This window comes from Mesorhizobium sp. AR02 (genome assembly GCF_024746835.1).
Lineage (GTDB): Bacteria > Pseudomonadota > Alphaproteobacteria > Rhizobiales > Rhizobiaceae > Mesorhizobium.
The window spans coordinates 5,192,422-5,218,532 of record NZ_CP080531.1 but is presented as its reverse complement, the minus strand read 5'-3'; the positions used below and the strand labels follow the sequence as shown (position 1 = coordinate 5,218,532).

Below are 26,111 nucleotides of genomic sequence, written 5' to 3'. Positions count from 1 at the left end.
GGCAGCCTCAGTTCTTCAATCGCCGGAATCGCCGCATCACGCCCTGCACGGCCTTGTACAGCGCCGGCTTGGAGCGCACGAAAAGCTCGGTTTTGCCGCGCAGCTTGATATAGGCGGTCGAGCCCCTGCCCTTCAGTGTCACCGCCTCGCACAACTCGGCCAGCACCGCGCTCGATGCGCCGATATGCTGCTTGTAGCCCTGGCTGCCGACCGACAGGTCGAAATAACCGAGCCCCTGCTCGCGCGCCCACACCATCAGCTTGCCGATCGTTGTCAGGCCTGGCGAGACGTTGGGAACCGCGTCCTGGTCGATCCCGAGCAGAAGGGCGTGCAAGGTGCCCTTCATGATCAGCACGTAGATGACGGCGAGATAGGCTTCACCGACACGCAGCCCGAACAGCCGCACCGAGCCGTCGGACAGGCCCTGCAGGGCGGCATCGCGGTAGAACTCGACGACCGGCGCCTGCGTCAGCAGGTCGAAACGCCCGAGCTCGCGGAAGCGGTTGAGCCTGAGCTCCAGCAGCGTCGCGAACTGCTCCTCAACCACGTCAGGCGTCTCGGCTTCGACCAGATCGAGCTTGCCCATCTGTTCGAAGCGGCGGCAGTGCTTGTGGAAATTCTTGGCAAAGGACGATTTGCAGATGCGCTTGATCAGCGTCTCCGGCTCGCCATCCAGGGCCAGGCCCGAGGCGATCTGGATGGAGTCGCGCGCCACTGAAAGCAGCGCCAGCGGATTGGCGACGCCATGGATCTGTTGCGGAATCCCCGCGATGTGGAAGCGGTCCGTCGGCGGCAGCACGGCGCACACCGCCGCCCAGGCGGCGTCCGCACTCTGCCTGGTCCACGGTCTCGCATCGGCCAACAGTGGCGCCGCGTAGTCGCACACGCCGCCGCTCAGCCATTCGATCACATAGTGGCCCCGAGCCCGGCGGCGCATCAGTGGCAGCAGCATGACCGGCGCGCCCGTTGTGGCGTCGTTGACCTCGACGACCAGAAGCTCCGCGCTTTCGGGCATCAGCCGGTTTGCGATCCCTTCCACCCAGGCAAGGCCCTGATGGCCCGTGCACAAGCCGGTCGCCTCGAGGCGCAGCCACAGCGGCCTTACGGAATCGAAGCTGGTGTGCAGCCGTGCGGCAAAGCGCGCGACGGCGGCCGAACCGGCGACATCAGGGGATAGTGGTTGGCCCGGTGCATCTTCTACCGCGACTATTCGCATTGCCTGGCCTGCCACGTACTTCTCCCCTCGTTCAGGCCCGATCTCAACGTCCTCCACGCGAACGCCGCAAACCTCGCATCAGTCCCTGGGCCACATTGAGCAGCCGTGGTTTGGATCGCACGAAGGCCTCGGTCCGGTTGCGGACATCGATTGCGGTGCTCGCCGCCCTGCCCCGCATCGTGTAGCCGTGGCGGAGTTCCACCAGAACCGAACCCTTGGCGCCCATATTTCCCTTGTAGCTCTGGTTGCCGACCGACAGGTCGAAATAGCCAAAGTCCTGCTCGCGTGCCCAGCTCATCAACCTGCCCATGATCAAGAGGCCCGGTGAGACATTGGGCACGACGCTCTGGTCCATAGCTATCAGCAGAGCATGAACAGTCCCTTGATGGACCAGCAGATATTGAACCGCGATCAGCGCCTCGCCGACGCGCAGCCCGAACAGCCGTACCGAACCGTCCGTCATGCCCTGCAGAGCCGCGTTGCGGTAGAAATCGACAACGGCCTCCTGCGTCAGCAGATCGAAGCGGCCAAGCTCGCGAAACCGGCTGAGCCGCATCCGGACCAGTTCGTCGAAGATATGCTCCACCTCGGCCGGCGTACCGGCCTCGACCAGTTCCACGCCACCGAGCCGTTCAAGGCGACGCCAGTCCTTGCCGAATTCCTTGACGAAGGATGGCCTGCAAAGGCGCTTGAGGACGGTTTCCGGGTCGCCGTCGATGGCAAGACCAAAAGTGGTTTGGATCGAATCGCGCGCGGCCGCGAGCAAGGCCAGCGGATTGGCGACGCCGCCGATCCGCTGCGGTATTCCCGTAATATGGAAGCGGTCCGCCGGCGGCAGCACGGAGCGCACCGCGGCCCAGGCGGCCTGTGCGGATTGCCTCGTCCACGGGCTCGCATCGGCCAGCAGCGGTGCCGAATAGTCGCAGACGCCACAGCTCAGCCACTCGATCACCCGATGGCGGAAGGCTGGCCGCCGCATCAGCGGCACCAGCATCCTGGGTTCGCCCTTGGCAGTGTCCCTCACCTCCACGACGAGAAGTTCGGCACCTTCCGGCATCAGCCGCGCGACGATCCCCTCCGCCCACGCATAATTCTGGTGACCGGTGCACACACCGTTTTCCTGGAAGCGCATCCAGAGCGGCCTGACCGTTTCGAGGCTGGTGTGCAAGCGCGCCGTGTAGGCGTCGTTCGCGGCGATGGTAACTGGATGAGAGACCTGCCCGTCGGGCAAGCCGGTCACCCCAGCAATTTGTACTGCCTGGCCTGCCACATCCCTCTCCTATCGTTTTACCGCGGCGAACGTAAACGCCCGCCGCCGCCACGAACCCAGCAGGCTGTCGCGCTTCTGGTCCGGATGCTCGATGTTCCACATGCGATGATGCGCGAAGTACCATGATGCCACGAGCACGAAGGTCTCGGAGACCGCCGAACCCAGCAGCGCCCACGGCGGAGACGCCACTGCCAGCAGCACCGCGATCAGCGCCAGCCCGACGATCGCGCCGCCCATCGTGACGAAGGCGACGATCCGGAAATCGCCGAGGATCTCGAGGATGATGCGCGGCATGATGTAGAGCATGATCGGGACAAAATTCGCGATCACGAAAAGTCCGATGAACCCGACCGAGGCATCCTGGAGAGCCTGGGATTTTATCATCGGCAGGACGAACAGGATGGCGCATCCATAGGTCAGGCCGCCGAGCCCCATGACGACCGACCAGATCTTCGCCTGCGCCCAGACACGGCGTGTTTCGCCCAGCCGCATCAGCTTCGCGAGCTCGGGCTGCGTCATGTTCACGAAAGCAAGGCTGATGATGCGCAGCGGGGCAAAGAACACAAGGACCGCCGCCAGCGGTGCGTAGGCGGCAGGCCCGGCAATGCCGGCAACCAGCAGCGCCAGGCATTGACCCTGGATGTTGGTGGTGGTCGCGCTGAACGCCGACCAGCACAGCTGGCGCCAGAGCTTGGTATAACGCCGGCGCGTCGGCATGCGGAAGGAGATGCGGATTGTGCGGCGTGCCAGCCGGACCAGGACGAAGATGCCAATCAGATTGGCCGCGGCAAGGGCATAGAACACGGTCTGCAGCGCGGCCCCGGCGAACCAGATCGCCAGCCCGGCGAACACGGTGCCGGCGATCGTGAAAGCCGCGTCGCTGATGGAGACGATCACCTGCTGGCGGCGCGCGAAGAAGGCCGTGCGCATATGGCTGCGCAGCGACCATGCGCCGACGAAGCAGCCGGCGGCAATGCCGCTCGGATCGCCCAGGAGATGCATCAGGACAGCCGTGCCGACCGCCATCAGCAGCGCCACGACCAGCGCCGCTGTTCCAAAGGCCACGTCATGGGCGTCGACGCCGGCGCTGTTGGTGCTCTTGCCCATCCATATCGAGGCCGGAACCGCGGTGAGCGATCTGATGTAGGACAGGCCGACGCCGCCCATCACCATGGCGATGGCGAAGAGGCCGTAGCCTTGCGCCGACAGCATGTGCAGCAGCGCGATGTTGAGGGCAAAATGAAAGCCGCTCTGCATCGCCTCGCCGCCGATCATCAGCACGAGGCGTCGCACCAGATGGATCGGGAACTTCACGGCCGTGTCTCCGCCTGGCGGGTGCTTGCCGCCCTGCCCGGCCGCGCGATCGCGGCCTTCAGCTTGTCGGCGGCGATCGCCGCGATCGCGGCCGCGGCGACCGGCTCGCTGAACATCGTCTCATAGCGTTTGCGTCCGGCGGCGACAAAGCCGCGCCAGGCCTCAGGGGCGACGATGATCTCCTGCAATTTCGCGGCCAACGCTGCCGCATCGCCAGGCGGAACATGCCATCCGGTCTCGCCGTCGGCGACCACCTCGACCAGCCCGCCGATCGCCGACACCAGCGGCGGACGGCCATAGGCCATCGCCTCGATGGCGACACGACCCAGCGATTCCGGACGCCGCGACGGCACGGTGACGATGTCGGCCCAGCGATAATGCTCCGAAGGATCTGGGATGAAGGGCAAGGCGCTGACCTGTCCGGCCAGCCCCATGGTCTCGACCAGTTCGGCCAGCGCACGCTCGCGCTCGACGCTTTCGAAGGCGCCGCCGACCAGCCGCACCTCGATCCTCGACTTCAGTTCGGCCGGCAGCGAGGCGATCGCCTCCAAAAGCACTTCCTGGCCCTTGATCCGGTTGACGCGGCCAAGCAGCAGCACCCGCAGCGGGCGCTTGCCGTCATAGGTCATCGCTTGCGCCGCCGCCGGACCGGCAACGCCGTTATAGACAACGTAGGAGCGCGCGGATCTGGGCTCGCCGAACGTGGCGCGCGTCGCTTTCGAGTTGAAGATCAGATCGGCATGGCTCCAGTGCATCAGGCCGACGAGGATCCGGCGCAGCACGCCTTCGGGAATTTCGTGGATGTGCAGCAGCGCCTTGCTGGGCAGCAGGCGCGAGGCCAGCGCATAGTCGGCAACGATCGAGGTGTTGACATAGACGAGGTCGCAATCGCTGAGGCGCCGCCATGCCCGCCACAGCGCGACCGGCAGCCGCGCCATCTCGATGGTCGCCAGCCTCAGCATCGCCTGGCGTCGCAGCACCCAGAGCGGCTCGAAGACGATCCGGCTGGCATGAGGCTCCAGGATTTCGACGATCGGTCCGCTGCGCGGCAAGACCACTTCGATGTCGGCCAACGGAAACGCGGCGCGCAACGCCGCCACGCTCTCCGCGAAGCTGCGGTCGGAACCGTAGAGTTCGTAGCCCTGATGGATGCAGGCAATCCGCATATTCACATGCATCTTTCTGTCAGGAGTGGTTTGACGATTCCGCCGCCTGACGCTATCAGCGGCCGGAAACTTCAAGTCCAACAGCCCTTTGGACTTCACTGGTTGCCAGTATGGTCATGAAACGGATGTAGACCCGGATCACCACACCAATGCTGCACGCCCTCCGCCGATTCTGGCGCGCAGAAGTCCATTTGCAAGGATTATGCCGGGCTAATATATCCATTTGCGGGTCAACAAGCCCCGGCATCGCCTCGTTTCGATACACATACGTGCGGAAAGTTGACCGATAGTGAAACAACCCCGGCGATTGGAACAAATATTTTACAACCCAGATGCGACAATGGCTGGAATCGGGCCTGGCAGGCATAATGCAAGGCAGCGGTTTTGAAATGAGACAGCCTCGCATAGCGGACCGAGCGGACCTGAAAGCACCATGAAAGCGGAACAGCCTTCCATCCTGATCCTGGGAACGCGCGGCATTCCCGCTGCCCATGGCGGCTTCGAGACCTTCGCCGAGAAGCTGGCGCTTTTTCTGGTCGGCCGCGGCTGGAAGGTCGGCGTCTACTGCCAGGAGGAGGTCGAGCGGGTCGACCAGAGGGTGCGCGTCGACAGCTGGCGCGGCATCGACCTCATCCACGTCCAGGTTGCCTCGAAAGGCCCGCGCGCGACGCTTGAATTCGACTGGCAATGCGTGCTCGATGCTGCCCGGCGGCCCGGCGTCTGCCTGGTGCTCGGCTACAATGGCGCGGTCTTCCTGACCTGGCTCAGGCTGATGCGGCGCAAGATCATCACCAATATGGACGGCATCGAGTGGCGCCGGCCCAAATGGGGGCGTGCGGCGCGCACATGGTTCTGGCTCAATGAGTGGATCGGCGCCTGGGCCTCGCACCGCCTGGTCGCCGACCATCCCGTCATTGCCGATCACCTGGCGACGCGCCGGCCGCGCAGCGCCATCACCACCATCGCCTATGGCGCCGACCCGGTGACATCGGCACCTGAGGCGCCGGTGCGCGCGCTCGGCCTCGAGCCTGGAAAATACCTGATCTCGATCGCGCGCATCGAGCCCGACAACAACATCCTGCCCATCGTCGAAGCCTTCTGCAGCCAGAAGCGCGACATGAAGCTGGTGGTGCTGGGCACGCTGTCCGACCAGATCCCTTATCATGTCGCGGTCCGCAAGGCGGCGAACGCTTCGGTGGTCCTGCCGGGCGCCATCTACGACCAGGCGGCGGTCAAGGCGCTCCGCTACCACGCCCGCGCCTATATGCATGGCCACACGGTCGGCGGCACCAACCCGTCACTGGTCGAGGCGCTGGCCGCCGGCAACATGGTGATCGCGCACGACAATCCCTACAACAGGTGGGTCGCCGGCGCCGCCGCCATCCACTTCACCGACACGCAAAGCTGCGCCGAACAAATGCAACGGGCGATGGAAGACGACGCGCTGGTCAAGGCCTGCGGCGAAGCCGCCAGGACGCGCGCCCGCGAAGCCTTCCGCTGGGACGATGTCCTGCTGGCCTATGAGAACGAGGCACTGCATCTGCTCGGCGCCAAAGCCCCGGCGCAGACCGCGATCGACCGCCCCTCGCCCGGCGCCGTATGACGGACTGGTCGCGCCGGCGGATCCTCAAGGCGGCGCTCGCCGCCGCTGCCGCGCCGTTGGCCGCACCGCTCGCCGCTCCATCACAAGCCGCCACGGCCAGCGGCGCGTGGCGTTTCCGCCGCGGCGTCAACGCCTGGCCCTGGTTTGCGCTGACGCGTGAGTTTCCCGCACCGCGCACCGACTATGACTGGCCGCCCTTCCAGTCGCAGCGGCCGGTGCCGACCCCAGACGACCTTGCTCGGCTGCGCAAGACCGGGCTCGATTTCATCCGCCTGCCCGTCGATCCCGGCCCGTTCCTGGCCGCCGACGCCACCACCCGCGGCAAGTTGCTGGACATGTTGGACGCCGCCGTCACCGCCACGCTCGACGCCGGTCTCGGCATCATCGTCAACGTCCAGGCCAATGGCGCCACTCACTACTGGAACCCCGACCGCATGGTCTCGAGCACCGCCGCACCCGAATTCGCCGCCTATCGCGGGCTCGTCGGCGAGCTCGCCGGCAGGCTGGCGCGGTTCACGCCGGGCATGGTCGCGCTGGAGCCGGTCAACGAACCACCTCAGTCCTGCGATTCCAACGTCTGGTCAAACGTCCAGGCAGCCCTTCTGACGGCGGCCAGGGCGTCGTCCGCAGCCTTGCCGCTGGTCATCACCGGCGGCTGCGGCTCGATGGTGAGCGGGCTGGCCGCGCTCGATCCGGCGCCGCTGGCATCCTTCGAGCCGATCCTGTTCACCTTCCACTTCTACGAGCCCTATCTGTTCAGCCACCAGGGCGCCCCCTGGATGCGCGAGCCGGTCTACCGTTCACTGAACAACGTGCCGTGGCCGGCCGCCGCCGGCTCGCTCGAACAGACGCTGGCCTCCGTCAGGGCGCGCATGGCGCAGGACACCGAGACCTCCGAAGAGGCCAAGAAGGCCGCCTATGCCGAAACCGAGCGCGTGCTGAAGGTCTATTTCGACGCCCGGCCCGACCGCTGGCTCATCGACAAATATCTCAGCCAGGCGCGCGCCTGGGCCGACGCCCATGGCATTGCGCCGGAGCGCATCATCATGGGCGAATTCGGCGCGCTGCGCACCGACGCTCACTATGTCGCCGCGCCCAACCCCGACCGCGCCCGCTACATCGCCGATGTCAGGCAGAGCGCCGAGTCGTTCGGCTTCCCCTGGGCCTTCTGGGACCTCTTCGACGGCATGGGCATGATGGACGGCGCCACCCGCGCGCTGGATCCGGCGATGGTCGAGGCGCTTGGGTTGGTGATGCCGGCCGACTAGGCAATTTCAGGAAGAGCGCGGAGCGGTTCTCCGTCCGGAATTGCGTGAAACAAAGAGATAGAGCGGTTCTGCCTTTCCGCTTGCGGGCGCGGTCTTACATTCACGTCGCCTCGTGGCTTTTGGAAGTGCCGTGATGCCGCCTTGGGCCCGAAATGCGCACCAAAGCGGATGTCCGCCGCCACTCAGAGTTTATGGGTTCACGTCCAGCCCCACTATCCGCAGCAGCCGCCCGTGGCCGCCATATCCTTGAAAATCACGCAGTCTTGCCCGGGACCACCGGCGCAGGCGACGTTGCAGCGTGTTACAAAGCCCTCCAGGCGTCGTTCGAGCTGACGCAGCTCGGCGAGTTTCTGGCGCACTTCGTCGAGATGCACTTGGGCGATGTCGCGCGTTTCCGCGCAATCGCGGTCGGTGCTGATCGATAGCTCCAGCAGCACGCGCACCTGATCGATACCGAAGCCGAAGTCTCGGCATTGCTTGATGAACGTCAATCGCCCCAAATCGTCGTCATCATAGGTGCGCTGACCTCCGGCCGTGCGCGGCGCGGGAGGCAGCAAACCGATCTCCTCATAGTAGCGGATTGTAGGCGTCGTGACGCCCGCAGCCTTGGCGAGCGCCCCGATGGTGAACACGCGGATGTGAAGGTTCATCGCAAGATACTCCTTGAACCTCAAGTTACTTGAAGGAGTACACTACCTTCATATTGATGGGAAAGGAAGATTTTGCTGATGGATTTTTTCGCAAATCGTGTCGCCCTCGTCCGTTGGACGTCGGCAATGCTGGCGATCTCGGCGCTTCTCTTCGCCACCGCCGTCTTGATGGAAGGGAGCGGGCATCGGGAGCCAGCCAGCATGGCCGCGCACGACGAAGCAGCCGGGGCTCAAGAACAGGGGGGCCATGATGAAGCGGCCGAGAGTTCTACTGCGAAACAAGGTGGTGACAGCGCCGAGGTCGGCGAAACGGGCAGTCACGCGGAGCAAACGATCCTTGGCATCAACCTCGAAACCCCTTGGCTGGTATGGGGGTTCGTCGGCGTTTCGATTATGCTTGCCGCCGCCGTTCTGAGGCTTGGCAAAGCGACCCTCTTGCTGGCCATTCTGTTGGCGGGCGCTGCGGCAATTCTCGATGGCCGCGAGGTCATCCTGCAACTCGCTCGCGCCAACGCAAGCGTGGCGAGCCTGGCAGCGTTAACAGCCCTCGCTCACGCTGCGGTCGTCATCCTGGCCGTGTTGGCTTGGCAGGCCGTTTCCACCCGCGCCGGCCCGGCAACAGGGAGAAATACGCATGAACATTGACAAGACGACCACAGGCGCGGGCCTTCTTCTGGCAGCCTGCGCGCCTCTGATTGCGCCGCCGATTGTCGCTGCCATCGCGGCCAGCGGTGTCGGCTTGGCTTTGATCGGCCAGCTTGGTCTGGCTTTGGTGGTTGTCGCCGCAGGTGGACTTTATCTTCTCTCGCGCCGGAAGGCCGCGCCCAACGCCACATTTCAATCATTGAAGGCACAAGTCGAGTGTGGCTGCGGCCCATCTTACGGTTCTGCGGCCGAGAACGATGCCCTGACCATCGCCTGCACCCTTGGCGCGTCTGATTTCAAGGAGCGTGTCGCCGGCATTCGAGCGTTGGCCCGTCGGTCACTGCATCACGCGGAGCGCACGCCGCTGTCACTCGAACTCACCTATGGGCCTGAAGCACTGGAAGAGGTCACCGATTTGATGCGCAAGGAGCAAACCTGCTGCGCGTTTCTGACTTTTGACCTGAAGAACAATTATCGCGGAGTTGTCCTCACCATCACCGCGCCACAGCAAGCGGCCGAGGCCGCCGACCTCTTGTTCGACCACTTTGCCCCCGAACTCGCGGCATCCAACCTCAAGGAGACTGCATAGCATGCAACGTCGTCACTTTCTGATGCTCTCGGCTGCTGCCGGTATTGTTGCCGCTGCGTGGCCAGCGTTCGGCCACAACGGCGACGAAACCATTCCCGGCTTCGACGAAGCGCTCAAGGCCGGCGGACCGGTCATGGTCCACGTCACTGCGCCGTGGTGCGAAACCTGTCAGGCGCAAAAGCCCATTGTAGCATCGCTACTGGCATTGCCGGACTTCAAGAACATGAAGAAGTTCGACGTCGACTTCGATACGCAAAAGGAGATTTTGGCTCGCTACCGTGTCCAGATGCAAAGCACGATGATTGTCTACAAGGGTGGCAAGGAGATCGACCGGCAAACCGGCCAAACCGATCCTGCCGTGATCGAAGCCTTGCTGCGCGAGGCGCTATGACATGCTGCTTGCCTTGCTTGCCGGTGTTCTGTCGATCCTCTCGCCTTGTGTGCTGCCGCTCCTCCCGGTCGTCCTGACCGGAGCAGTGGCTGAACATCGGTTGGCACCGTTGGCCTTGGCGGCTGGCGTTGCCGTCTCCTTCACCGCGATAGGCGTCTTCGTCGCTACAATAGGCTTTTCAATCGGCCTCGACATGACGGTGTTTCGCTCGGCTGGTGCAGTGCTGTTGATACTGGTTGGCGCGGTGCTACTCGTACCACGTTTCCAGACTCAGCTTGCGACAGCCGCCGGCCCGGTGGGCAATTGGACGCAAAGCCGCTTCCTCGGGTTCTCGACCTCCGGCATCTCTGGTCAATTCGGCGTCGGGCTGTTGCTCGGGGCGGTATGGACGCCCTGCGTCGGGCCGACCCTCGGCGCAGCGTCCATCATGGCCGCACGCGGAGAAAATCTCGGCATGGTGGTGTTGACCATGTTGGCTTTCGGCATCGGCACGTCATTGCCGCTGCTGGTTCTGGCCCTCTTGTCTCGCGAAGCGTTGCTCCGCTGGCGTGGCCGAATGCTCGGCGCATCCAGCGGCATCAAGATGGCCCTCGGAGCATTGCTGGTCATCGCCGGTTTCATGACCCTGTCCGGACTCGACCGCACGATGCAGACCGGTCTCGAACGAGCTTTGCCAGACTGGCTGATAGCCATCACGACCCGAATATGAGGCGCCCCGACAATGGGGCGCTTTGTCTCGCATTCAGCACCTTCCTAACCTTGACGGCGGCCGCCCCGGCCGAGGTGGTTGCCCACTTCCAGCGGCTCCCTGCTGCCCCTCGGAAGCGAACGCCACAAGACAAGCAATTCCAGGAGAAGTAGCGGTTTTCCGTCCGGATTTCGTCAAAGCGAAGAGATAGGCCGGTTCCGTGTTTCCGCGAAACGAGGAGCCGCTCCGACAGGCCGCCCCATCATCTTCCCCGGCCGGTAAAGCACCAGCGCGATCACCACGAATTTGGTCATCAGCGTCGTCTTCGACGCCAGGCTTTCGGAGGTGTTGAGCAGGATCAGCCAGCCCAGCATCAGCAGCCAGATGCCGGCATGGCAGCGGCGCGCCACTTCGTGCATGAACAAGGCGAAGCCGACAAACAACAGCAAGGTGAAGAACGCGCCCTGATAGAGGACCATGCGGATGATCGGATTCTCGATGCCTTGCTCGAGGCCGTTGATGCGGCGCAGGCTCTCGATGAGGTCGATGTCCGGCCCCACGATCACGTCGCGCCATTCCAGGTGGTTGAAGAGTTCGAACATCTCGACGCGGGCATTGGCGCTGCCGGAGTCCGACACGAAGCGCTCGAGCAGCGCGTCGAAGAAGCCGTATGACGCCGCGACCGCGATGACCACCGGCACCAGCGCGGCAAGGATGAGGCCGAGTGCCGCGCCAAGCAGGTTGACGCGCCCGGTGCGCAGACTGCGCAGGCCCTGGATGAGCATGTAGCAACCGCCGAGCGCGATCGTCAGCACCATCGCCGAGCGGCCGCCGAAGGCAACCAGAGCCGCGCATTGCAGGCCGATCAGCCCGAGCCGCAGCGGCATGGACAGCGATTTCGACCCGGAGAGCAGCGCCAGCACATAGATCGAGGTGACCGTGGCATTGGACAGCGGATGGCCCTGAAGCGCCGTCGAACGCAGGTCGGTCATGAACGCTTCGCCGTCGAGGCGATAGGGAAAGATCAGCGTCTTGGTGGCGAACTCGAACAAAGCGAGCAGCGCGTTCGCGGTCATGACCGCGTGAACGACGGTCTGCATCCGGGCGAATGTCTTCTCGTCGTCCTCGCCCAGCATCATCACCAGCAGCGCCGGCGCCACGAAGGTGTCGATCATGCCGGCCATGCCGGGGCGTTGGCGCGCGATGACGACGACCAGCAGCACGATCGACATGACCGCCAGCAGCGCGCTGGCCGGCCGCCGGTCGGCGACGGCAACCATGTAGCCGATCGGATTGCCGAAGGTGCAGGCGCGCCAGGCAAACACCAGCACCAGCAGATAGGTCGAAGGATGGATCTTGGTCGCGGGGTTGCCGGTCAGGCCGTCGTAATTATAGCCCACCAGCCACAGCATGCCGCCGGAGACCGCGAACAGCAGCGCCACAACCGCGACCAGGCCGAAGCTGGTCAGCCAGTCGACAGAGCCGGCGCGCGCAGTGGCCTGACCCGAACCGACTTGACCCGAACCGGCCCAGCCGGCTGCCGGGTTGGCGGCCCCCCGGGTGGCGGGCCCGGTGCCGGGCCAACTGGTAGCCATGTCAGGCCGCCTCGTCGACCAGCAAGGCGCCGGTCGGCAACCGCCCCATGACGGAAATGGCCTGCGAGGCCGCCGTGACATCGCGCATCGGCGTCGAGTTGAGCGTGGCGACCATGACGATCTCGTCGACCATGGCGACCAGCGGCGAGGCGTTGAGATTGTCGGCCAGCGCGCCGCCGTCGACGACGACGAGGTCGAAGTTGCGGCCCGCCTGGGCCAGCATATGCTGCGTGAAATAGACGCCCTGCGCCTCGGAGAAGACGGCCGTCTGCCGGCCCCTGCCCAGCACCGCGACATTGCTGCCGGCCGTGTACTGGCTCAGCGCCTCGAAGGCGTATTCGCCGCGCAGCACGTCGAGGAGGCCGGGCAGCGGCTCCTTCTTGCCGCTGCCTGCATTGGTGTCGATGAACAGGACACGGCTGCCCCTGGCAGCCGCGGCATTGGCGAGCAGCCGCGCCACCCGGCCCCGATGCGCGGCGTCCTCGGGTGGCGACGTCAGCAGTATGGACGGCACCAGCGGCCAGTTCGGCGGACGCCGGCTGGAGGCGAACAGGCGCCTCAGCGCCAGGCCCGCGACCGCATCGGTCTTCTGCCCTGCCACGGTGGCGGCGCCGAAAGGCCACCAGCGGCGACGGGCTGATTTTGCCGGCAGCACGCCAAACACCGGCGCGTCGATGGCCGATTGCATCTGCGCGCTGGAAAGCACGGTCGGCGAGGAATATTCCGCGATCAGCGCGAGCGCAGTGCCCAGCCCCAGCCCACCGAAGAGGGCGCCAAAAAGCAGCAGCGGCAAAGGTGGCCAGCTCTTCTTCAGGGCGGGCATGGCGTTGGAGATGATGCGCGCATTGGTGCTGTCGACATTGATCTGCTCGCGCGTTTCCTGCGCCCGCTGCAGATAGGTGGCGTAGACGGAGCGCACCGCCTCGAGATCGCGCTGCAATTCGCGCAGCTTGACCGAAGCCTGGTCGGTGTCGAGCGACTTGCTCTTCATGCCGGCGACCTTGGCCTCCAGTGCCTGCTGGTTGGCCAGCGCCCGCTCATAATCAGTTTCGGCGGCGGCGCCGATGCGGCCGAGTTCGCGCGCGATGAGCGCGCGCGTGTCGCGCAGCTGCTGCTGCGCCGCGATCATCGAGGGGTGGCGCGGCCCGAGTTCGGTGCCAAGCTGCGAGACCTGGTCGACAAGCGTTGCTTCCTGCGCCCGCAGGCTTGATATCACCGACGAACGCATCGCTTCCGAGGTGGCGTCCGGCGCGCCGCCGGACCGGCGCAATTGGTCGACCTGCGCCTTTAGCGTCGCAGTGCGGCTCTGTGCGGCCGAGAGCTGCGTGTTGATCTCGGTCAGTTCCTGGTCGCTGACCAGATTGCCCGCCGCCATCACCATGTTGTTGGCGGACTTGTAGGCCTCGACGGCGTTCTCGGCCTGCTGCACGCGCTTGCGCTGCTCGTCCAGCCGGGCGGTGATGGAATCGGAAGCGTCCGTGGCCATCTTCGCGCGCGCGCTCGCCTGGTCGGCCAGGTAGGCCTCTGCGACGGCCTGGGCCAGCTTCGCCGCCTTGTCGGCGCTCTTGGCGGTGACGATCACGTCGAGGACCAGCACCTTGTCGGCCCGCTTCACCGCCAGCCGCCGGCGCAGCGCATCGAGCGTCTTGCCCGTACTGTCGGTTTCGGCCGCCCCCGAGCCCAGCACGCCGCCGAGCAAACGGCTCACCAACCCGCCCTGCCCGTTGAATTCCGGATCCTCGGTCAGGTTGGTTGCCTGGATGGCCTTGAGCAGCACGCCGGTCGACTGGACGACACTGACCTGGCTTTCCACCATGGTGATGCCGCCATCGGGCGGAACGCGGCTCGGATTGACGTCGTTGGTGACCACCTGCAGGTCTTGCGGATCGATGATGATTTCCGCCACCGAGCTGTAAAGCGCCGGCGTGAGCAATCCATAGGCCAGCGTCGCAAGGGTCAGCAGCGCGGCGGTGGCGAGGATAAGGAAACGGCGGCGCACCAATATGCGCTTCAGGTCACCCAGCTCGACGGTCGAGGATACATAGGACGCCGTCGGCACTGGCTCCGGGGCATATTGCATCGCCTCCGGAGCGTTTTGTTGCGGCAACGAGAGCAGGGATGATTGCAAAGGTCGCTCCGACAACACTCCATGTGCCTGCAAAGATTAAATTGCGGCCTCAGCCTAGCTATTCCTTCAACTGTTAAAACACTGTTAATTATGTTGAGAGCTCTTCTGATTTTTGGCACGGAGTTTGCCTAATAAAGGCACGAGCGTGTCAACACTGGCGCGGGCGAGCAGGAGACGTATGGAAATGGGGCAGCACTTCACTCCGGCCCATCCGTGCGACCATCTCCCCTGCCCAATTTTCGAACACCGGCCAGATACCGAACATCAAAACGCTAGGGGTGCGACATGCAAGTGAGCCTGCGCCTGGACAGCGAGTGCGTCCGTGCTTTTCACCTGTTGCTGCTGCAGCGGCTGGGCGCACTCGCGCATGTCGAGCCTTGCGTCGACGCCAGGCCGGCCGGGGGCGGCATTCCAGGCAGTGCCGCGGCTTTGTTCCAGCTCGAAACGGTCCTCCATGGCCTGCCGGCGGACGGACTTGCCAAGCGCCTGCCGCTGTCGGCGCTCGCCCCATATCGCACCCAGCCGCCCGCCTCTCCTGATCTGGTGATCGACCTCTGCGGCGACGTGAGCCTGGAAGGAACGCGGGTCTGGCGCGTCACCTATGACGGCGCCGCCGGCGAAGCGGCTCTGCTGGCGCTGATCCTCGACGGCCGCACGCCGATTGCCCGCATCGAGGAAAACGGCGCCACTGTCGCCGAAGGACGCCTGGGCACCGAATATGGCGGCATCGCGCTTGCCTCCTTCCAGGACATGTTGGCGCGCACGGCAAGCCTGATCCTCGCCGCAATGACCGGCGCGGCGCGGGCCCTGCCCGTGCTGCCCGAGCCGGCGCAAGCCGGTGCCCCGCCGGCGATACCTTCGCCCGCCAAGCTTGGCGTCAGGGCGGGCAAGGCGCTGGCGCGGCGCATCGTCCAGAAAATCTACCACCTCTGCTACAACGCCCCGCACTGGAAGGTCGGCTGGCGCCAGACCAATGGCCGCGATCTGTTCGACCTGCGCGCCCATCCGGCGACGGGCTGGCAGGTGCTGCCCGACGACGGCAGCCGCTTCTACGCCGATCCGTTCCCGATCCTGTACCAGGGGAAAGTGACCCTGTTCGTCGAGGACTATATCCACCGTCTGGGCCGCGCCATCATCTCCGCCGTGCCTTTCGGCCCATCGGGGCCGATCGGACGTCCCGAGCCGGTGCTCGACCTGCCCTACCACCTCTCCTACCCCTTCGTCTTCGAGCGCGATGGCGAGGTCTGGATGGTGCCGGAGAGCTGCGCCAACGGCACGGTCGACCTCTACCGCGCCACCGCCTTCCCCGGCGGCTGGGTCAAGGAAGCAACGCTGCTGTCTAACATCGTCGCCAGCGACGCCACGCTGGTCGAGCATGGCGGACGCTGGTGGCTGTTCGCCACTGTCCGCGACGGCGGCGGCGCTTTCTCCGACGCGCTGCATCTGTGGTCGGCGCCGGATTTTCGCGGGCCGTGGACGCCGCATCCCAAGAATCCCGTGCTGATCGACATCGCCTCGGCGCGGCCGGCCGGCCGCATGGTCAAGCGCGGCAACGAGCTGCTGCGTCCGGTGCAGGATTGCCGCAGGAGTTATGGCGCCGCCCTTGGCATCGCACGCGTCGCTCACCTTGATTTGAACGGCATGGAGCAGTCCGTCGAGACCATTTTAACTCCTGGCGCGCTATGGAATGGGCGCAAGCTGCACACGCTCAACGAGGCGGGCGGCCTGGAATTCATCGATGGCTCGGCGATCGCGCCGCGCTGGAAACAACGGGCCCGGCGTTAAGGTAAACAAGTGTTACTACCGGGTACGCGCATGGGTTGCTTGAGGTTGATAAGTGGCTGGAAGATATTTTCCACTACAGATTGTGGAGAGAAACAATGACCAGCAGAAAGGGTAGATAAATGACGACCGCCGCGGCTGGCCCGGCCGAAGTAGACGTGGCCATCATTGGCGCCGGAATGGCCGGCACCACCCTGGCAACGGTGTTGGGAAACGCCGGCCGCAAGGTGGCGCTGATCGATCCGCACCGCGTCCATCACGACGAGTTCCGAGCCGAGAAGATCGGCATGGACCAGATGCGGCTGTTCGAGAAGCTCGGCCTCGATGCAACGCTCAAGCGTCTCGTCACCCCGATGACCGACATTCATGTCTTCCGCCTCGGCCAGTTGTTCGCACGCGAGAAGAAGTGGGAATACGCATTTTCCTATGGCGCGCTGATCAACGGCCTGCGCGATGCCTTGCCGCCGCAAGTGCCGCTGACGGTCGGCAAGGTGGCCGAGGTCTCGACCGGACCGGACCGGCAGCGCCTGGTGCTCACCGATGGCGCCGTCATCGACGCGCGCCTGCTGGTGGTGGCCACCGGCTACAGCGAAGCGGTGCGGCGCGCCATCGGCGTCGAGCGCATCGAGCTGTCAAAGGCGCATTCGATGGCAATGGGGTTCGACCTCGCAATATCGCCGAAGGAATGCCCCTATCAGGCCGTCACCTCCTACGGCAAGCGGGCCGCGGAGCGCATCGCTTACATCAGCGTCTTCCCCATCGGCAACAAGATGCGGGCGAACGTATTCCTTTATCGCAACCTGGCCGAATCCTGGACGAAGGCGTTTCGCGAGGCGCCGCAGAAGATGCTTTGTGAACTGATGCCCGAGATCGCGGCGCAGTGCGGCAATTTCGAAGTGACAGGTCCCGTCGACGTCAGGCAGGTCAGTCTGACCAAAACGCAAGGCCATCGCCGCGACGGCGTCGTCTTCGTCGGTGACGCGTTCTGGACGACATGCCCGACACCGGGCATCGGCATCGGCCGGGTGATGACCGATATCCATCAGCTCTGCACGGTCCACATCCCGCAATGGCTCGAAACGCCAGGGATGACGGCAGACAAGATCAACGCCTTCTACGACGACCCGATCAAGGTGGCTTCGGATGAGGAAGGCATGCGTGTGAGCATCTACGCCAAGCAGATCACCACCGAAACCGGACTGGAATGGCGCGTGCGGCGCCTGCGCAACAACACGGCGCGGCAGCTGATGATCATCGGCCGCAAGGTGCGCCATTTGGGACTGCGGCGGGAGCCCGGTATGGCGTGAGGGCCCTCCCACTCTCCCCCGCCATCGAAGGCAGAGGCGTCTTCCCTTCTCCTTTCCCCGGGGAGAAGGGAAGCGCCCGCCTTGGGATTTCGGGGGAGCAACGGCAGATGCGGGGTGTCATCCCCAAAAAGCAAAAGGCGCGATCAACCGATCGCGCCTCGTATGTCTTCAGGCGAATGCGCCAGACCGTTCAGGGCGGCGGCGGCGAACCTGACGAAGGGATTGCCTGGGCCGTGACGGCCGAAAGCCGTTCACGCTTCTGCCAGCTTGGCTTCTCGTATTTTTTCACCGGTTAATGCCCTCCCGTTGGATACCGCGCCAGAAGAAGCAATTCGCCGCCCAGTGTCAATTGTGCCAGCACTTGCCTCGGGATGCCGGCCTCGCAGGATTTAGGTTCCTCGCCCCCATGGAATGGGGGAGAGGTGGCTCGGCGAAGCCGAGACGGAGAGGGGGAATGGCGCAGACGTTGCCAATGAAGCTACCCAATCCGACCTTTTAAGCAGGCGCCCTACGAAGCCCCCTCTCCGGCCGCTTCGCGGCCACCTCTCCCCCGCTTTGCGGGGGCGAGGAACCCAAGTCCTGCCCCCTCACCCCAATTGCAGCCCCGCCTTCCTCGCCTCCTCGCGCAGGAACGGCAACCCGACACCGATCACATCGTCGGGGTTCTCCGCCACCGGCCGCCACACGGCCAGCCCGCCGGCGATGTCGACATCGACATGGTTCATGCTTTCGAGCGTGATGGCGCCGGTGTAGCCGATGTCTGCTATCGCCTTCATGCAGGCCGCCCAGTTGAGCATGCCGCGCCCCGGTACGCCGCGATTGGCTTCCGAGACATGGACATAGCCGAGATAGGGGGCCGCCGCCTTGAAGCCGGCGTCGAAACTCTCCTCTTCGATATGCATGTGATAGGTGTCGAGATGGATGAAGATGTTGTCGGCGCCGACGCGCTCGATGATTTTGGTCGCATCGATGCCGCGGTTGATCAGATGCGTCTCGTAGCGGTTGCAGGGCTCGATGCCGAGCTTCAGCCCATGCGCCTTGGCGGCCTTGGCCGCGCGCACCAGGAAGCGGCACATGCCGTCGATTTCTTGTTCGGTTGGCGCGCGTCCGGACGTCTTTCCGATCGTGCCATAGGTGACCCCGCCCAGGGCTTTACTGCCCACCGCTTCGCAGACGCCAAAGGCCGGTTCGAGGAAGGCCAGCGCCTCGTCCGGCCTAGCCACCACGTCAAGTGAGGCCGGCAGGCCAAGCGACGGAATAAGCTCGACATTCCAGCGTTCGGCGAAGGCGCGCGTGCGCAGAGTGTCGATCTCCTCGGGGCGCAGCAGCGGGATTTCGAGCAGGCCGATGCCGAGCCCCTTCAGCCGCTCCATCTGCGGCTCGATCAGGTCGAGGTCCCAGACCGGGGCGATGGCGAAAGTGTGCAGTCCAAAAACATTCATCGTTCAGCCTCTCTGTTCGTGCGCCGCCGCGGCGCTGGTGTCGCCGCCGCCGACGATGCGGCCGACGACTTCGTTCATGTTGGTTTTGGCCGTGACCAGATTGGCCTCGGCGCGGCCGTGGCGCAGCACGACGATGCGGTCGGTGACCGCCAGCACGTCGTTCAGCCGATGCGAGATCAGGATGACGGCGATGCCTTCCGATTTCAGCCGGCGGATGAGGTCGAGCACGCTCTGCACCTCACGCACGGCGAGCGCCGCCGTCGGCTCGTCCATGATGACCAGCTTGGGGTTGAAGGTGAGCGCGCGCGCAATCGCCACCGTCTGCTGCTGGCCGCCCGAGAACGAGCCGACCGAGCGGTTGATCGACGGCAGATGCGCGCCGAGCCGCTCGATCATCTTCGCCGCCTGGCGGTCCATCTCGGCCTTGTCGACGAAGCCCGGGATCAGGCCGAACAGCTTCTTCACCGGCTCGCGGCCGAGGAAGATGTTGGCGGCGACATCCTGCTGCTTGGCCAGCGACAGGTCCTGGTAGATCATCTCGATGCCGAGCTGGCGCCGCTGGCCAGGATCGAGCGGCAGGATGTCCCTGCCGTCGAGCTGGATGGAGCCGGAATCGGCGCGGTAAATGCCGGTGATGGTCTTCATCAGCGTCGACTTGCCGGCGCCATTGTCGCCGACCAGACCGATCACTTCGCCGGCCTCGACACTGAGGTCGACGCCATGCAGCACGTCGACCGCGCCAAAGCTCTTGCGGATGCCTTGCAGGGTAAGGAGGGTCATACGCGTGACTCCTTGCGCACCTGGTACTGGTCGATGAACACCGCCAGGATCAGCACCGCGCCGATCGCCATCTGCTGGTAGTAGGATTGCACGGCAAGCAGCGTCAGCCCGTTCTGCAGCACGCCCATGATCAGCGCGCCGATCATGGTGCCGAGGATCGAGGCGCGGCCGCCGAACAGATTGGTGCCGCCGATGATCGCCGCGGTGATGGCGGTGAGCTCATAATTGATGCCGGCGGTCGGGTCGCCGGCATTGACGCGGGCGGTGAACAACAGGCCGGCCAGGCCGGCGAGCGCGCCCGACAGCGTGTAGATGATGCGGCGGTGATGCTCGACGCGGATGCCGGCGGCGCGCGCCGCGCCCTCGCTGTCGCCAAGCGCCAGCGTGTGGCGGCCAAAGCGGGTGTAGGCAAGCAGGCAATGCGCGACGATGGCGGTCAGCACCAAAAGGATGACCGGCATCGGCACACCGAAGGGGCGGCCCTGGCCGATATAGACGATCTCCGGCGGCAGGCCGTAGATCGCCCTGCCCTGCGAGATGACCAGCGCCAGCCCGCGCGCCAGGCCCAGCATGCCGAGCGTGACGATGAAGGCCGGCACGAAGGCGCGGGTGACCAATTGGCCGTTGATATAGCCGGCAATGCCGCCGGCGATGATGCAGGCGGCAACCGCCAGCGGCGACCACCAGCCGAGATTGACGGCGACGAAGGCGCCGGCGACGCCCGACAGTCCCATCACCGAGCCCAGCGACAAATCGAGCCCGCCCGAGCCGATGACGAAGGTGGCGGCAATCGCCAGCACACCGATCGTTGAGGTCGCAAGCAGGATGTTGAGGAAGTTGCTGAGCGACAGGAAATACGGCGACAGCACCGCCATGACGGCGCTGAGCGCCACCAGCACCAGCAGCGATTCCAGCCTGATATGAAGCCGTTCGACGGATGCACGCTGCACCCGGGACCAGAATGACATTTGGTTGCACCTTTGAGAGAGGGCAGTAGGGCAGTAAGGCAGTAGGGCAGTAGGGCAGTAGGGCAGTAGGTGAACAGAAGAGAGCCGCGACGCGCAAACCGTCTGGTTCCCCTACTTGCCTTACTGCCCTACTGCCCTATTCCCTTCCTACTTCACATATTCCAGCATCGGCTCCTTGCCGGCGTCGATGACCTCTTTGGTCAGCACCAGGGTCGGCACGGCGATGCTGTCTTCGACCTTCTCTCCGGCCAGCGCCTTCTTGACGTTCTCGACCGCCTGCTTGCCGACGAGATAGGGCAGCTGCGCGACGGACGCATTGAGGCGGCCTTCCTTGATCGACTTCACGGCATCGGAATTGCCGTCGACGCCGATGATCGTCACTTGCGGACCCTTGCCGGCGGCGTAGACGGATTCGACCGCGCCGAGCGCCATGCCGTCATTGGCGCAGAAGATGGCGACGAGGTCGGGATGCGCCGTCAGCGTGTCTGTGGCGATCGAGGCCGCCTTGCCGCGATCCCAGTCGCCGGGCAGCGAAGCGACGATCTCCAGGCCGGGCGCCAGCTCCTTCAGCTTGTCGGCGAAGCCCTTGGCGCGCTTCTCGCCGGTGATGTTGCCCGACAAGCCCTCGATCACCAGCACCGGACCCTTGGCGTCCTTGCCGAGCTTGGAGACCAGATACTCCGCCCCTTGCGCGCCGGCGGCATTGTTGTTGGAGCCGATGTGGAATGTGACCTTGATGCCTTCCTTGTCGAGCACCGCCTGGTCGAGATTGTTGTCGAGGTCGACGATCTTGACGCCGGCCTCCTGCGCCACCTTCAGGCACGGCAGAAGGTTGGTGGAGTTGATGGCCGCGGTGATCATCGCCGCCGGCTTGCGCTCCAGCATGGTGTTGCACAGGTTCAGCTGCGGCTCGGCCGCCTGGTCGCTCTCGGCCGCCTGCTCGAAGATCTTGACACCCGCGCCCTTGGCGCCGGCCTCGACGCCCTGGCTCATCGCACCCCAGAACGGGTTGGCCAGCGTCTTCATCAGCACGCCGTATTCGGCATCGTCGGCCTTCGCCGAAGTCGCGGCGCAAAGCGCCATGGCGACGCCAAAAGCAAAAGTAAATCGATTTATCTTCGGGATGAACGAGTTCATTTGTTTCTCCTCCGGTTGATGTCTGGTGCCGCGAGCCGAGGCCAGGCGCAGCGCTACTTCGTCGACAATGGGGGCTATTGTCGGTTTCCTCCCCCGGAATGCGGGCCGTTGCCTGGCGAGCCAACGGATTCCCGCATCAAAACCTGGCAAGGCTCGAGCCGCGCTCTTGGCGGCCCCTCCCCACCTTCAATCCTGGCAAACAAAGCCTCCATGGCGTGGCCGGCGATCTGGCGCACGGGCTGCACCACGGCGGCGATGGCCGGCCATGTCACCTGCATCCATTCGGCATGGTCGAAGCCGACCAGCGAGATATCGTTGGGGCAATGCCAACCACGGCGGCGGAATTCCGACAGCGCCACCAGCGTGCCCTTGAGGAACAGCGAATAGACGGCCGTCGGGCGCTGGCCACCTTTGGCGCCCCCACCCTTGCCTTCGACCCTGTCAAAATAGTCGCGCAGTTGCGCCCTGAGCGGCTCTACATCGGTTTCGGCGAGCACGACATCGATGCGCACGTCCGGCGCCAGCTTGAGTGCTGTGGCGCGAAATCCGTCGAGGCGGGCGCGCACGGTGGCCGCCTGCTCGCCAAGGCCAACGACCAGTATGTGGCGGTGCCCCTTGCCGATCAGGTGGCCCGCCACCTCGGCGCTGGCGGCGGCACTGTCGGCCGACACGGTGTCGAAGGCGTCGTCGGACAGCACGCGGTCGATCAGCACGCCGGTCATGCCGTTGGCCTTCATGAACGCGGCCGCCGGGCCATGCTCGTTGCGCACCGGCGCCAGCACAACGCCGGCCACCCGCCAGTCATGCATGCGGGCCAGGATTTCCGTTTCGCGCGCTTCGGATTCGCGGCTGGACGCCGCCACCAGCGTATAGCCGCGCTGCTCGGCCAGGCTCTCGAGCTGGGTGACCATCTGGCCGAAGAATTCGCTTTCGAATTCCGGCATGATGGCGCCGATGATACGGCGCTTGGCCCGGCGCATGTCGGAAGCCAGCGGATCGACGCGGTAACCAAGCTGTTCGATGGCATCGAGGACGCGCTGCGCATTTTCCGGCTTGACCGTGGTGACGCCGGCCATGACCTTGGAGACGGTGGCGGCGGACACGCCGGCGCGGCTGGCCACGTCATGGATCGATGGACGCCGCTGCTGATCCTGCCTATGCGCCATTGCTCCTCCTCCCGAGGCGCGGACAGAGGCATTTTCTGTCCGCTGGAGAAATGAGTAAATCGATTTTTCACAGTTGTAAATCGGTTCATCGGCGGTATTTTAGCCGCCGCGCCACATGCCGCCCAAAAAGTATACAGCGGTTTTGGGACAACGACATGTGCAAAGCAAAAACGCGCGGGTAGCATCGCGCCGGGAGGAATCGTCATGCCGAACAAGGATTTGCCGCTGGTCATCAGCGCGCCGGAACCGCGCTCGCTCGAGCTGATCTTCACGCCGCCGCAGCTGGCGCGCTTCAAGGCAAAATACCGCATCGTCGAGACGACGCCCGACGGCGTCGCCAAGCTGCCGGCCGATGTGCTGGCTGAGGCCCGCTACATCGTTGGCCAGCCGCCGATCTCCTCCGAGACGCTAGAGCAGATGAAGGCGCTGCGCTGCGTCTTCAATGTCGAGACCAATCTCCTCAACAACATGCCTTACGAGACGTTGTTCGCCCGCGGCATCCATGTCGTCACCACCGGCCTCGTCTTCGCCGAGCCGGTGGCCGAGCTTGGCCTCGCCATGGCGTTGAACCTTGCCCGCAACATCGTCGATGCCGACCTTGCCTTCCGCCAGGGCGAAGAGCTGTGGGGAGGCGACGGCAATCTGACGGCGCGGCTCTTGTCCGGCGCCGATGTCGGCATCATCGGCTTCGGCGACCTCGGCCGCGCGCTCAACCGCCTGCTGTCGGGCTTCCGCACCCGCACCAAAGTCTTCGATCCCTGGCTGCCGCCGTCGATCCTCATCGACAATGGCGTCGAGCCGGCCTCGCTCGACGAAGTGCTGACGCAGAGCGACTTCGTCTTCGTCGTCGCCTCGGTGACCTCCGAGAACCAGGGTTTTCTCGGCGCGGACGCTTTTGCCTCGATGCGCAAGGGCGCCGCCTTCATCCTGCTCAGCCGTGCCGGCGTCGTCGACTTCCCCGCGCTGATGGCGGCGGTGAAGAGCGGCCACATCGTCGCCGCCAGCGACGTCTTCCCCGAGGAGCCGCTGGCGCAGGATCACCCGGTCCGCGCCCTCCCCGGCTTCCTGCGCTCAGCCCACCGCGCCGGCGCGCTCGACATCGCCTTCAAGCGCATGGGCGACATGGTGCTGGAGGACATGGACCTGATCGACCGCGGCCTGCCGCCGCTGCGCTCCAAGCGCGCCGAGCGCGAGACGGTGTCGCGCATGCGGTCGAAGCCGGTGGACAGGAATTAGAGCAATTCCAGGAAAAGTGTGAACGGTTTTCCGTCCGGAATTGCGTCAAAACAAAGAGTTAGAGCGGTTCGCCGTTTCCATGAAACGGTGAAATGCTCTAGCAGGCTGTTGAAGAAGTGCACTTGCGAGCGACGAAGTCAGCTTCGTCGCCGCCATGGAAGCAGATTTGTCCGTTGATGGAGCCGTCTGGTTGGATTTCAGCCCAGCCATTGCCCTGGGCTTCGTCCATTTCGTCATTGCCTTGCCAGGAGAAGGCGACATCGTTGCCGTCGCCCGCGCCGATGATCTGCCCGGTGACGCAGCCGAAGGCGAATTCCCCGGAGCCATCGGCCGCGAACTCAATGTAGGCGGGCTCCATCATGTCGCGATAGTCCTCGACATAGTCGGGCATCGCGACAATCCGCCAGCGGCCGGTGAGGCTCATACCGGCGCTGCCAGCAGCTTGGGCAAGCGGATCAGATTGTAGGCCGCCAGGTTCAAGGTGAAGGCCGCGCCCACACGGGCGCATCCTCGCAGCTTGACCTTGGCCATACCCGCCGAGGCCTTGATCCAGCCAAACACTTCTTCGATCCGCTTGCGGCAGCGCTGGCTGACCGCATAGCCGGCATGGGAGCGCGTGCGACCATCGATCGCCGTCACGCGAGGCTTGCCGGTTTTGCTCAGATGGCCGTCGATGGCGATGTGCGGCGTGATCTTGCGCTCGCGCAGATCCCTGATGAAAGCGCGCACGTCATAGGCCTTGTCGGCACCCAGTGTGATGCGCCGCCGCGACGGTCTGCGGTCCAACATGGCGAGCGCGGCATCACGCTCGCTCGTGCCCGTGGCCTGGGTGATGCCGCCATCGACCGCCAGCCCATGGCGGTTCTCCATCAGCGCATGCCCCATGTAGCAGAGCTTCGCCGGCTGCCCGTCGCCCTTCTTGTAGAGCCGCGCCTGCGGGTCGCTCGTGCTCTGGTGTGTGTCGTTGGAGCGCTTCTCCTTATGAAAGCCGCGCTCGGCATTGCGCTCCGCTCCATCTGGACCGTTGTCGTCTCCGTCCTTGCGGCGGAAACTCTTGATCGAAGCCCAGGCCTCGATCAGCGTCCCGTCCACCGAGAAGTGATCCGACGACAAAAGCCGCTTCACCTTTGGCTGCGCCAGCACAGCGCGCAGAAACTTTGCCGCGATCTCACCTTCCAACAGCCGATCCCGGTTCTTGGTGAAGCTCGAATGATCCCAGGCCGGATCGTCAACGCCAAGCCCCACGAACCAGCGAAACAGGAGATCGAACTCCATCCGCTCCATCAACTGGCGCTCCGAGCGAATGCCGTAGAAGGCCTGCAGCAGCATCGCACGCAGCAAACGTTCCGGTGCGATCGACGGACGGCCGAGCCCGGGCGGATAAAGCACCGCAAAATCGCCATCCATCGCGACAAGAGCCGCGTTAACGATCTCCCGTATCACCCGCAACGGATGGTCTCGGCGAACCCGCGCCTCAAGGTCGACATACGAAAACAGAGAACCTGTCCGTTCGTCTAAGCCGCGCATCCACAAATCCCCAAATCATCCGGGGAGAAGTGAATCACGCTCAAATCAACCGCGCCAGTACTTCTTCAACAGCCTGCTAGACCAGATTTCAACAGGCCGATCATTCGGCGGCCGTCCCCGCGCCCTGGCAAACGAGCACGCCCGGGCTTGGCGATACCATCGCGCCTCACACCGCATCGATATCGAAACAACTCGATTGACAGATGCGATTTCGATTAATAAGTTCGGTCATAGAACGAATTA

Annotated in this window: 24 protein-coding genes; 10 read left to right on the top strand and 14 right to left on the bottom strand. The window is 64.7% G+C overall.

What is annotated here, in order from left to right; translation table 11 throughout:
* Positions 1–7 precede the first annotated feature (7 nt).
* From DBIPINDM_RS29400 to DBIPINDM_RS29385, 4 genes are read right to left on the bottom strand one after another with little or no spacing between them, the layout of a single operon-like run.
* Positions 8–1,231 carry a GNAT family N-acetyltransferase gene (locus DBIPINDM_RS29400; RefSeq protein WP_258582479.1) on the bottom strand — a complete coding sequence of 408 codons (1,224 nt, stop codon included), beginning with the start codon at positions 1,229–1,231 and terminating at the stop codon, positions 8–10.
* A gap of 28 nt (positions 1,232–1,259) precedes the next feature.
* The gene (locus tag DBIPINDM_RS29395; protein WP_258582478.1) at positions 1,260–2,486 is read right to left on the bottom strand and encodes a GNAT family N-acetyltransferase; all 1,227 of its coding nucleotides are present in this window, start codon (positions 2,484–2,486) and stop codon (positions 1,260–1,262) included.
* A gap of 9 nt (positions 2,487–2,495) precedes the next feature.
* Entirely contained in the window at positions 2,496–3,800 is a 1,305-nt protein-coding gene (locus tag DBIPINDM_RS29390) for a hypothetical protein (protein WP_258582477.1), read from the bottom strand.
* Positions 3,797–4,966: a glycosyltransferase gene (locus DBIPINDM_RS29385; RefSeq protein ID WP_258589374.1), complete on the bottom strand. Its 1,170-nt coding sequence runs from the start codon at positions 4,964–4,966 to the stop codon at positions 3,797–3,799. Before DBIPINDM_RS29385 ends, DBIPINDM_RS29390 begins: the two co-directional genes overlap by 4 nt.
* 433 nt (positions 4,967–5,399) lie before the next feature.
* Here DBIPINDM_RS29385 and DBIPINDM_RS29380 point away from each other — a divergent pair, with 433 nt between their 5' ends.
* Both DBIPINDM_RS29380 and DBIPINDM_RS29375 read left to right on the top strand, forming a co-directional pair.
* Positions 5,400–6,569 carry a DUF1972 domain-containing protein gene (locus DBIPINDM_RS29380; protein ID WP_258582476.1) on the top strand — a complete coding sequence of 390 codons (1,170 nt, stop codon included), beginning with the start codon at positions 5,400–5,402 and terminating at the stop codon, positions 6,567–6,569.
* Positions 6,566–7,837 carry a glycoside hydrolase family 5 protein gene (locus DBIPINDM_RS29375; protein ID WP_258582475.1) on the top strand — a complete coding sequence of 424 codons (1,272 nt, stop codon included), beginning with the start codon at positions 6,566–6,568 and terminating at the stop codon, positions 7,835–7,837. The genes DBIPINDM_RS29380 and DBIPINDM_RS29375 overlap by 4 nt, the downstream gene beginning before the upstream one ends.
* Before the next feature lie 212 nt (positions 7,838–8,049).
* On the opposite strand, the gene DBIPINDM_RS29370 is transcribed toward DBIPINDM_RS29375, so the two are convergent.
* Positions 8,050–8,487 (bottom strand): MerR family transcriptional regulator, encoded by a 438-nt coding sequence (locus DBIPINDM_RS29370; RefSeq protein WP_258582474.1) that lies wholly within the window; start codon positions 8,485–8,487, stop codon positions 8,050–8,052.
* A 78-nt stretch (positions 8,488–8,565) separates the two neighbouring features.
* Here DBIPINDM_RS29370 and DBIPINDM_RS29365 point away from each other — a divergent pair, with 78 nt between their 5' ends.
* The 4 genes from DBIPINDM_RS29365 to DBIPINDM_RS29350 are packed head-to-tail and all read left to right on the top strand — an operon-like array spanning position 8,566 to position 10,821.
* Positions 8,566–9,132: a hypothetical protein gene (locus tag DBIPINDM_RS29365; protein WP_258582473.1), complete on the top strand. Its 567-nt coding sequence runs from the start codon at positions 8,566–8,568 to the stop codon at positions 9,130–9,132.
* Positions 9,122–9,721 carry a hypothetical protein gene (locus DBIPINDM_RS29360; protein WP_258582471.1) on the top strand — a complete coding sequence of 200 codons (600 nt, stop codon included), beginning with the start codon at positions 9,122–9,124 and terminating at the stop codon, positions 9,719–9,721. Before DBIPINDM_RS29365 ends, DBIPINDM_RS29360 begins: the two co-directional genes overlap by 11 nt.
* Before the next feature lies 1 nt (position 9,722).
* Positions 9,723–10,112 (top strand): thioredoxin family protein, encoded by a 390-nt coding sequence (locus DBIPINDM_RS29355; RefSeq protein WP_258582470.1) that lies wholly within the window; start codon positions 9,723–9,725, stop codon positions 10,110–10,112.
* A gap of 1 nt (position 10,113) precedes the next feature.
* Entirely contained in the window at positions 10,114–10,821 is a 708-nt protein-coding gene (locus DBIPINDM_RS29350; protein WP_258582469.1) for a cytochrome c biogenesis CcdA family protein, read from the top strand.
* A gap of 173 nt (positions 10,822–10,994) precedes the next feature.
* Here the strand turns inward: DBIPINDM_RS29350 and DBIPINDM_RS29345 are convergent, their stop codons facing one another.
* Both DBIPINDM_RS29345 and DBIPINDM_RS29340 read right to left on the bottom strand, forming a co-directional pair.
* On the bottom strand, positions 10,995–12,395 hold the full coding sequence (locus tag DBIPINDM_RS29345) for a VpsF family polysaccharide biosynthesis protein (protein ID WP_258582468.1): 1,401 nt from the start codon (positions 12,393–12,395) through the stop codon (positions 10,995–10,997).
* Between the two features lies 1 nt (position 12,396).
* Complete coding sequence (locus tag DBIPINDM_RS29340; protein ID WP_258582467.1) at positions 12,397–14,475, bottom strand: GumC family protein; 2,079 nt, start codon at positions 14,473–14,475, stop codon at positions 12,397–12,399.
* 333 nt (positions 14,476–14,808) lie between these two features.
* Between DBIPINDM_RS29340 and DBIPINDM_RS29335 the strand changes: the two genes are divergently transcribed.
* The 3 genes from DBIPINDM_RS29335 to DBIPINDM_RS29325 all read left to right on the top strand — a co-directional run bounded on the left by DBIPINDM_RS29335 (position 14,809) and on the right by DBIPINDM_RS29325 (position 17,908).
* Positions 14,809–16,308: a formyl transferase gene (locus DBIPINDM_RS29335; protein ID WP_258582466.1), complete on the top strand. Its 1,500-nt coding sequence runs from the start codon at positions 14,809–14,811 to the stop codon at positions 16,306–16,308.
* Between the two features lie 119 nt (positions 16,309–16,427).
* Complete coding sequence (locus tag DBIPINDM_RS29330) at positions 16,428–17,612, top strand: FAD-dependent oxidoreductase (protein WP_258582465.1); 1,185 nt, start codon at positions 16,428–16,430, stop codon at positions 17,610–17,612.
* A gap of 107 nt (positions 17,613–17,719) precedes the next feature.
* Positions 17,720–17,908 carry a hypothetical protein gene (locus DBIPINDM_RS29325; RefSeq protein ID WP_258582464.1) on the top strand — a complete coding sequence of 63 codons (189 nt, stop codon included), beginning with the start codon at positions 17,720–17,722 and terminating at the stop codon, positions 17,906–17,908.
* A gap of 291 nt (positions 17,909–18,199) precedes the next feature.
* On the opposite strand, the gene DBIPINDM_RS29320 is transcribed toward DBIPINDM_RS29325, so the two are convergent.
* The 5 genes from DBIPINDM_RS29320 to DBIPINDM_RS29300 all read right to left on the bottom strand — a co-directional run bounded on the left by DBIPINDM_RS29320 (position 18,200) and on the right by DBIPINDM_RS29300 (position 23,105).
* Positions 18,200–19,054 (bottom strand): sugar phosphate isomerase/epimerase family protein, encoded by an 855-nt coding sequence (locus tag DBIPINDM_RS29320; protein ID WP_258582463.1) that lies wholly within the window; start codon positions 19,052–19,054, stop codon positions 18,200–18,202.
* A 3-nt stretch (positions 19,055–19,057) separates the two neighbouring features.
* The gene (locus DBIPINDM_RS29315) at positions 19,058–19,834 is read right to left on the bottom strand and encodes an ATP-binding cassette domain-containing protein (protein ID WP_258582462.1); all 777 of its coding nucleotides are present in this window, start codon (positions 19,832–19,834) and stop codon (positions 19,058–19,060) included.
* Entirely contained in the window at positions 19,831–20,802 is a 972-nt protein-coding gene (locus DBIPINDM_RS29310; RefSeq protein ID WP_258582461.1) for an ABC transporter permease, read from the bottom strand. Before DBIPINDM_RS29310 ends, DBIPINDM_RS29315 begins: the two co-directional genes overlap by 4 nt.
* Before the next feature lie 147 nt (positions 20,803–20,949).
* Positions 20,950–21,939, bottom strand: a complete 990-nt coding sequence (locus tag DBIPINDM_RS29305) for a substrate-binding domain-containing protein (protein WP_258582460.1) — start codon at positions 21,937–21,939, stop codon at positions 20,950–20,952.
* Positions 21,940–22,013: 74 nt separating this feature from the next.
* Positions 22,014–23,105, bottom strand: a complete 1,092-nt coding sequence (locus DBIPINDM_RS29300; protein WP_258582459.1) for a LacI family DNA-binding transcriptional regulator — start codon at positions 23,103–23,105, stop codon at positions 22,014–22,016.
* A gap of 204 nt (positions 23,106–23,309) precedes the next feature.
* Between DBIPINDM_RS29300 and DBIPINDM_RS29295 the strand changes: the two genes are divergently transcribed.
* On the top strand, positions 23,310–24,341 hold the full coding sequence (locus DBIPINDM_RS29295) for a hydroxyacid dehydrogenase (RefSeq protein ID WP_258582458.1): 1,032 nt from the start codon (positions 23,310–23,312) through the stop codon (positions 24,339–24,341).
* Positions 24,342–24,438: 97 nt separating this feature from the next.
* On the opposite strand, the gene DBIPINDM_RS29290 is transcribed toward DBIPINDM_RS29295, so the two are convergent.
* Together DBIPINDM_RS29290 and DBIPINDM_RS29285 are read right to left on the bottom strand one after the other, a co-directional pair.
* Positions 24,439–24,765, bottom strand: coding sequence for a hypothetical protein (locus DBIPINDM_RS29290; RefSeq protein WP_258582457.1), 327 nt, complete (start codon positions 24,763–24,765; stop codon positions 24,439–24,441).
* Complete coding sequence (locus tag DBIPINDM_RS29285) at positions 24,762–25,868, bottom strand: IS5 family transposase (RefSeq protein WP_258582456.1); 1,107 nt, start codon at positions 25,866–25,868, stop codon at positions 24,762–24,764. Before DBIPINDM_RS29285 ends, DBIPINDM_RS29290 begins: the two co-directional genes overlap by 4 nt.
* Between the last annotated feature and the right edge of the window lie 243 nt (positions 25,869–26,111).

Bases quoted from the DNA above. Each gene is read 5' to 3' on its own strand.
- DBIPINDM_RS29385 (WP_258589374.1), bottom strand. From the start codon at position 4,966: ATGCGGATTGCCTGCATCCATCAGGGCTACGAACTCTACGGTTCCGAC.
- DBIPINDM_RS29380 (WP_258582476.1), top strand. From the start codon at position 5,400: ATGAAAGCGGAACAGCCTTCCATCCTGATCCTGGGAACGCGCGGCATT.
- DBIPINDM_RS29375 (WP_258582475.1), top strand. From the start codon at position 6,566: ATGACGGACTGGTCGCGCCGGCGGATCCTCAAGGCGGCGCTCGCCGCC.
- DBIPINDM_RS29370 (WP_258582474.1), bottom strand. From the start codon at position 8,487: ATGAACCTTCACATCCGCGTGTTCACCATCGGGGCGCTCGCCAAGGCT.
- DBIPINDM_RS29365 (WP_258582473.1), top strand. From the start codon at position 8,566: ATGGATTTTTTCGCAAATCGTGTCGCCCTCGTCCGTTGGACGTCGGCA.
- DBIPINDM_RS29360 (WP_258582471.1), top strand. From the start codon at position 9,122: ATGAACATTGACAAGACGACCACAGGCGCGGGCCTTCTTCTGGCAGCC.
- DBIPINDM_RS29355 (WP_258582470.1), top strand. From the start codon at position 9,723: ATGCAACGTCGTCACTTTCTGATGCTCTCGGCTGCTGCCGGTATTGTT.
- DBIPINDM_RS29350 (WP_258582469.1), top strand. From the start codon at position 10,114: ATGCTGCTTGCCTTGCTTGCCGGTGTTCTGTCGATCCTCTCGCCTTGT.
- DBIPINDM_RS29345 (WP_258582468.1), bottom strand. From the start codon at position 12,395: ATGGCTACCAGTTGGCCCGGCACCGGGCCCGCCACCCGGGGGGCCGCC.
- DBIPINDM_RS29340 (WP_258582467.1), bottom strand. From the start codon at position 14,475: ATGCAATATGCCCCGGAGCCAGTGCCGACGGCGTCCTATGTATCCTCG.
- DBIPINDM_RS29335 (WP_258582466.1), top strand. From the start codon at position 14,809: ATGCAAGTGAGCCTGCGCCTGGACAGCGAGTGCGTCCGTGCTTTTCAC.
- DBIPINDM_RS29330 (WP_258582465.1), top strand. From the start codon at position 16,428: ATGACGACCGCCGCGGCTGGCCCGGCCGAAGTAGACGTGGCCATCATT.
- DBIPINDM_RS29325 (WP_258582464.1), top strand. From the start codon at position 17,720: ATGCGGGGTGTCATCCCCAAAAAGCAAAAGGCGCGATCAACCGATCGC.
- DBIPINDM_RS29320 (WP_258582463.1), bottom strand. From the start codon at position 19,054: ATGAATGTTTTTGGACTGCACACTTTCGCCATCGCCCCGGTCTGGGAC.
- DBIPINDM_RS29315 (WP_258582462.1), bottom strand. From the start codon at position 19,834: ATGACCCTCCTTACCCTGCAAGGCATCCGCAAGAGCTTTGGCGCGGTC.
- DBIPINDM_RS29310 (WP_258582461.1), bottom strand. From the start codon at position 20,802: ATGTCATTCTGGTCCCGGGTGCAGCGTGCATCCGTCGAACGGCTTCAT.
- DBIPINDM_RS29305 (WP_258582460.1), bottom strand. From the start codon at position 21,939: ATGAACTCGTTCATCCCGAAGATAAATCGATTTACTTTTGCTTTTGGC.
- DBIPINDM_RS29300 (WP_258582459.1), bottom strand. From the start codon at position 23,105: ATGGCGCATAGGCAGGATCAGCAGCGGCGTCCATCGATCCATGACGTG.
- DBIPINDM_RS29295 (WP_258582458.1), top strand. From the start codon at position 23,310: ATGCCGAACAAGGATTTGCCGCTGGTCATCAGCGCGCCGGAACCGCGC.
- DBIPINDM_RS29290 (WP_258582457.1), bottom strand. From the start codon at position 24,765: ATGAGCCTCACCGGCCGCTGGCGGATTGTCGCGATGCCCGACTATGTC.
- DBIPINDM_RS29285 (WP_258582456.1), bottom strand. From the start codon at position 25,868: ATGCGCGGCTTAGACGAACGGACAGGTTCTCTGTTTTCGTATGTCGAC.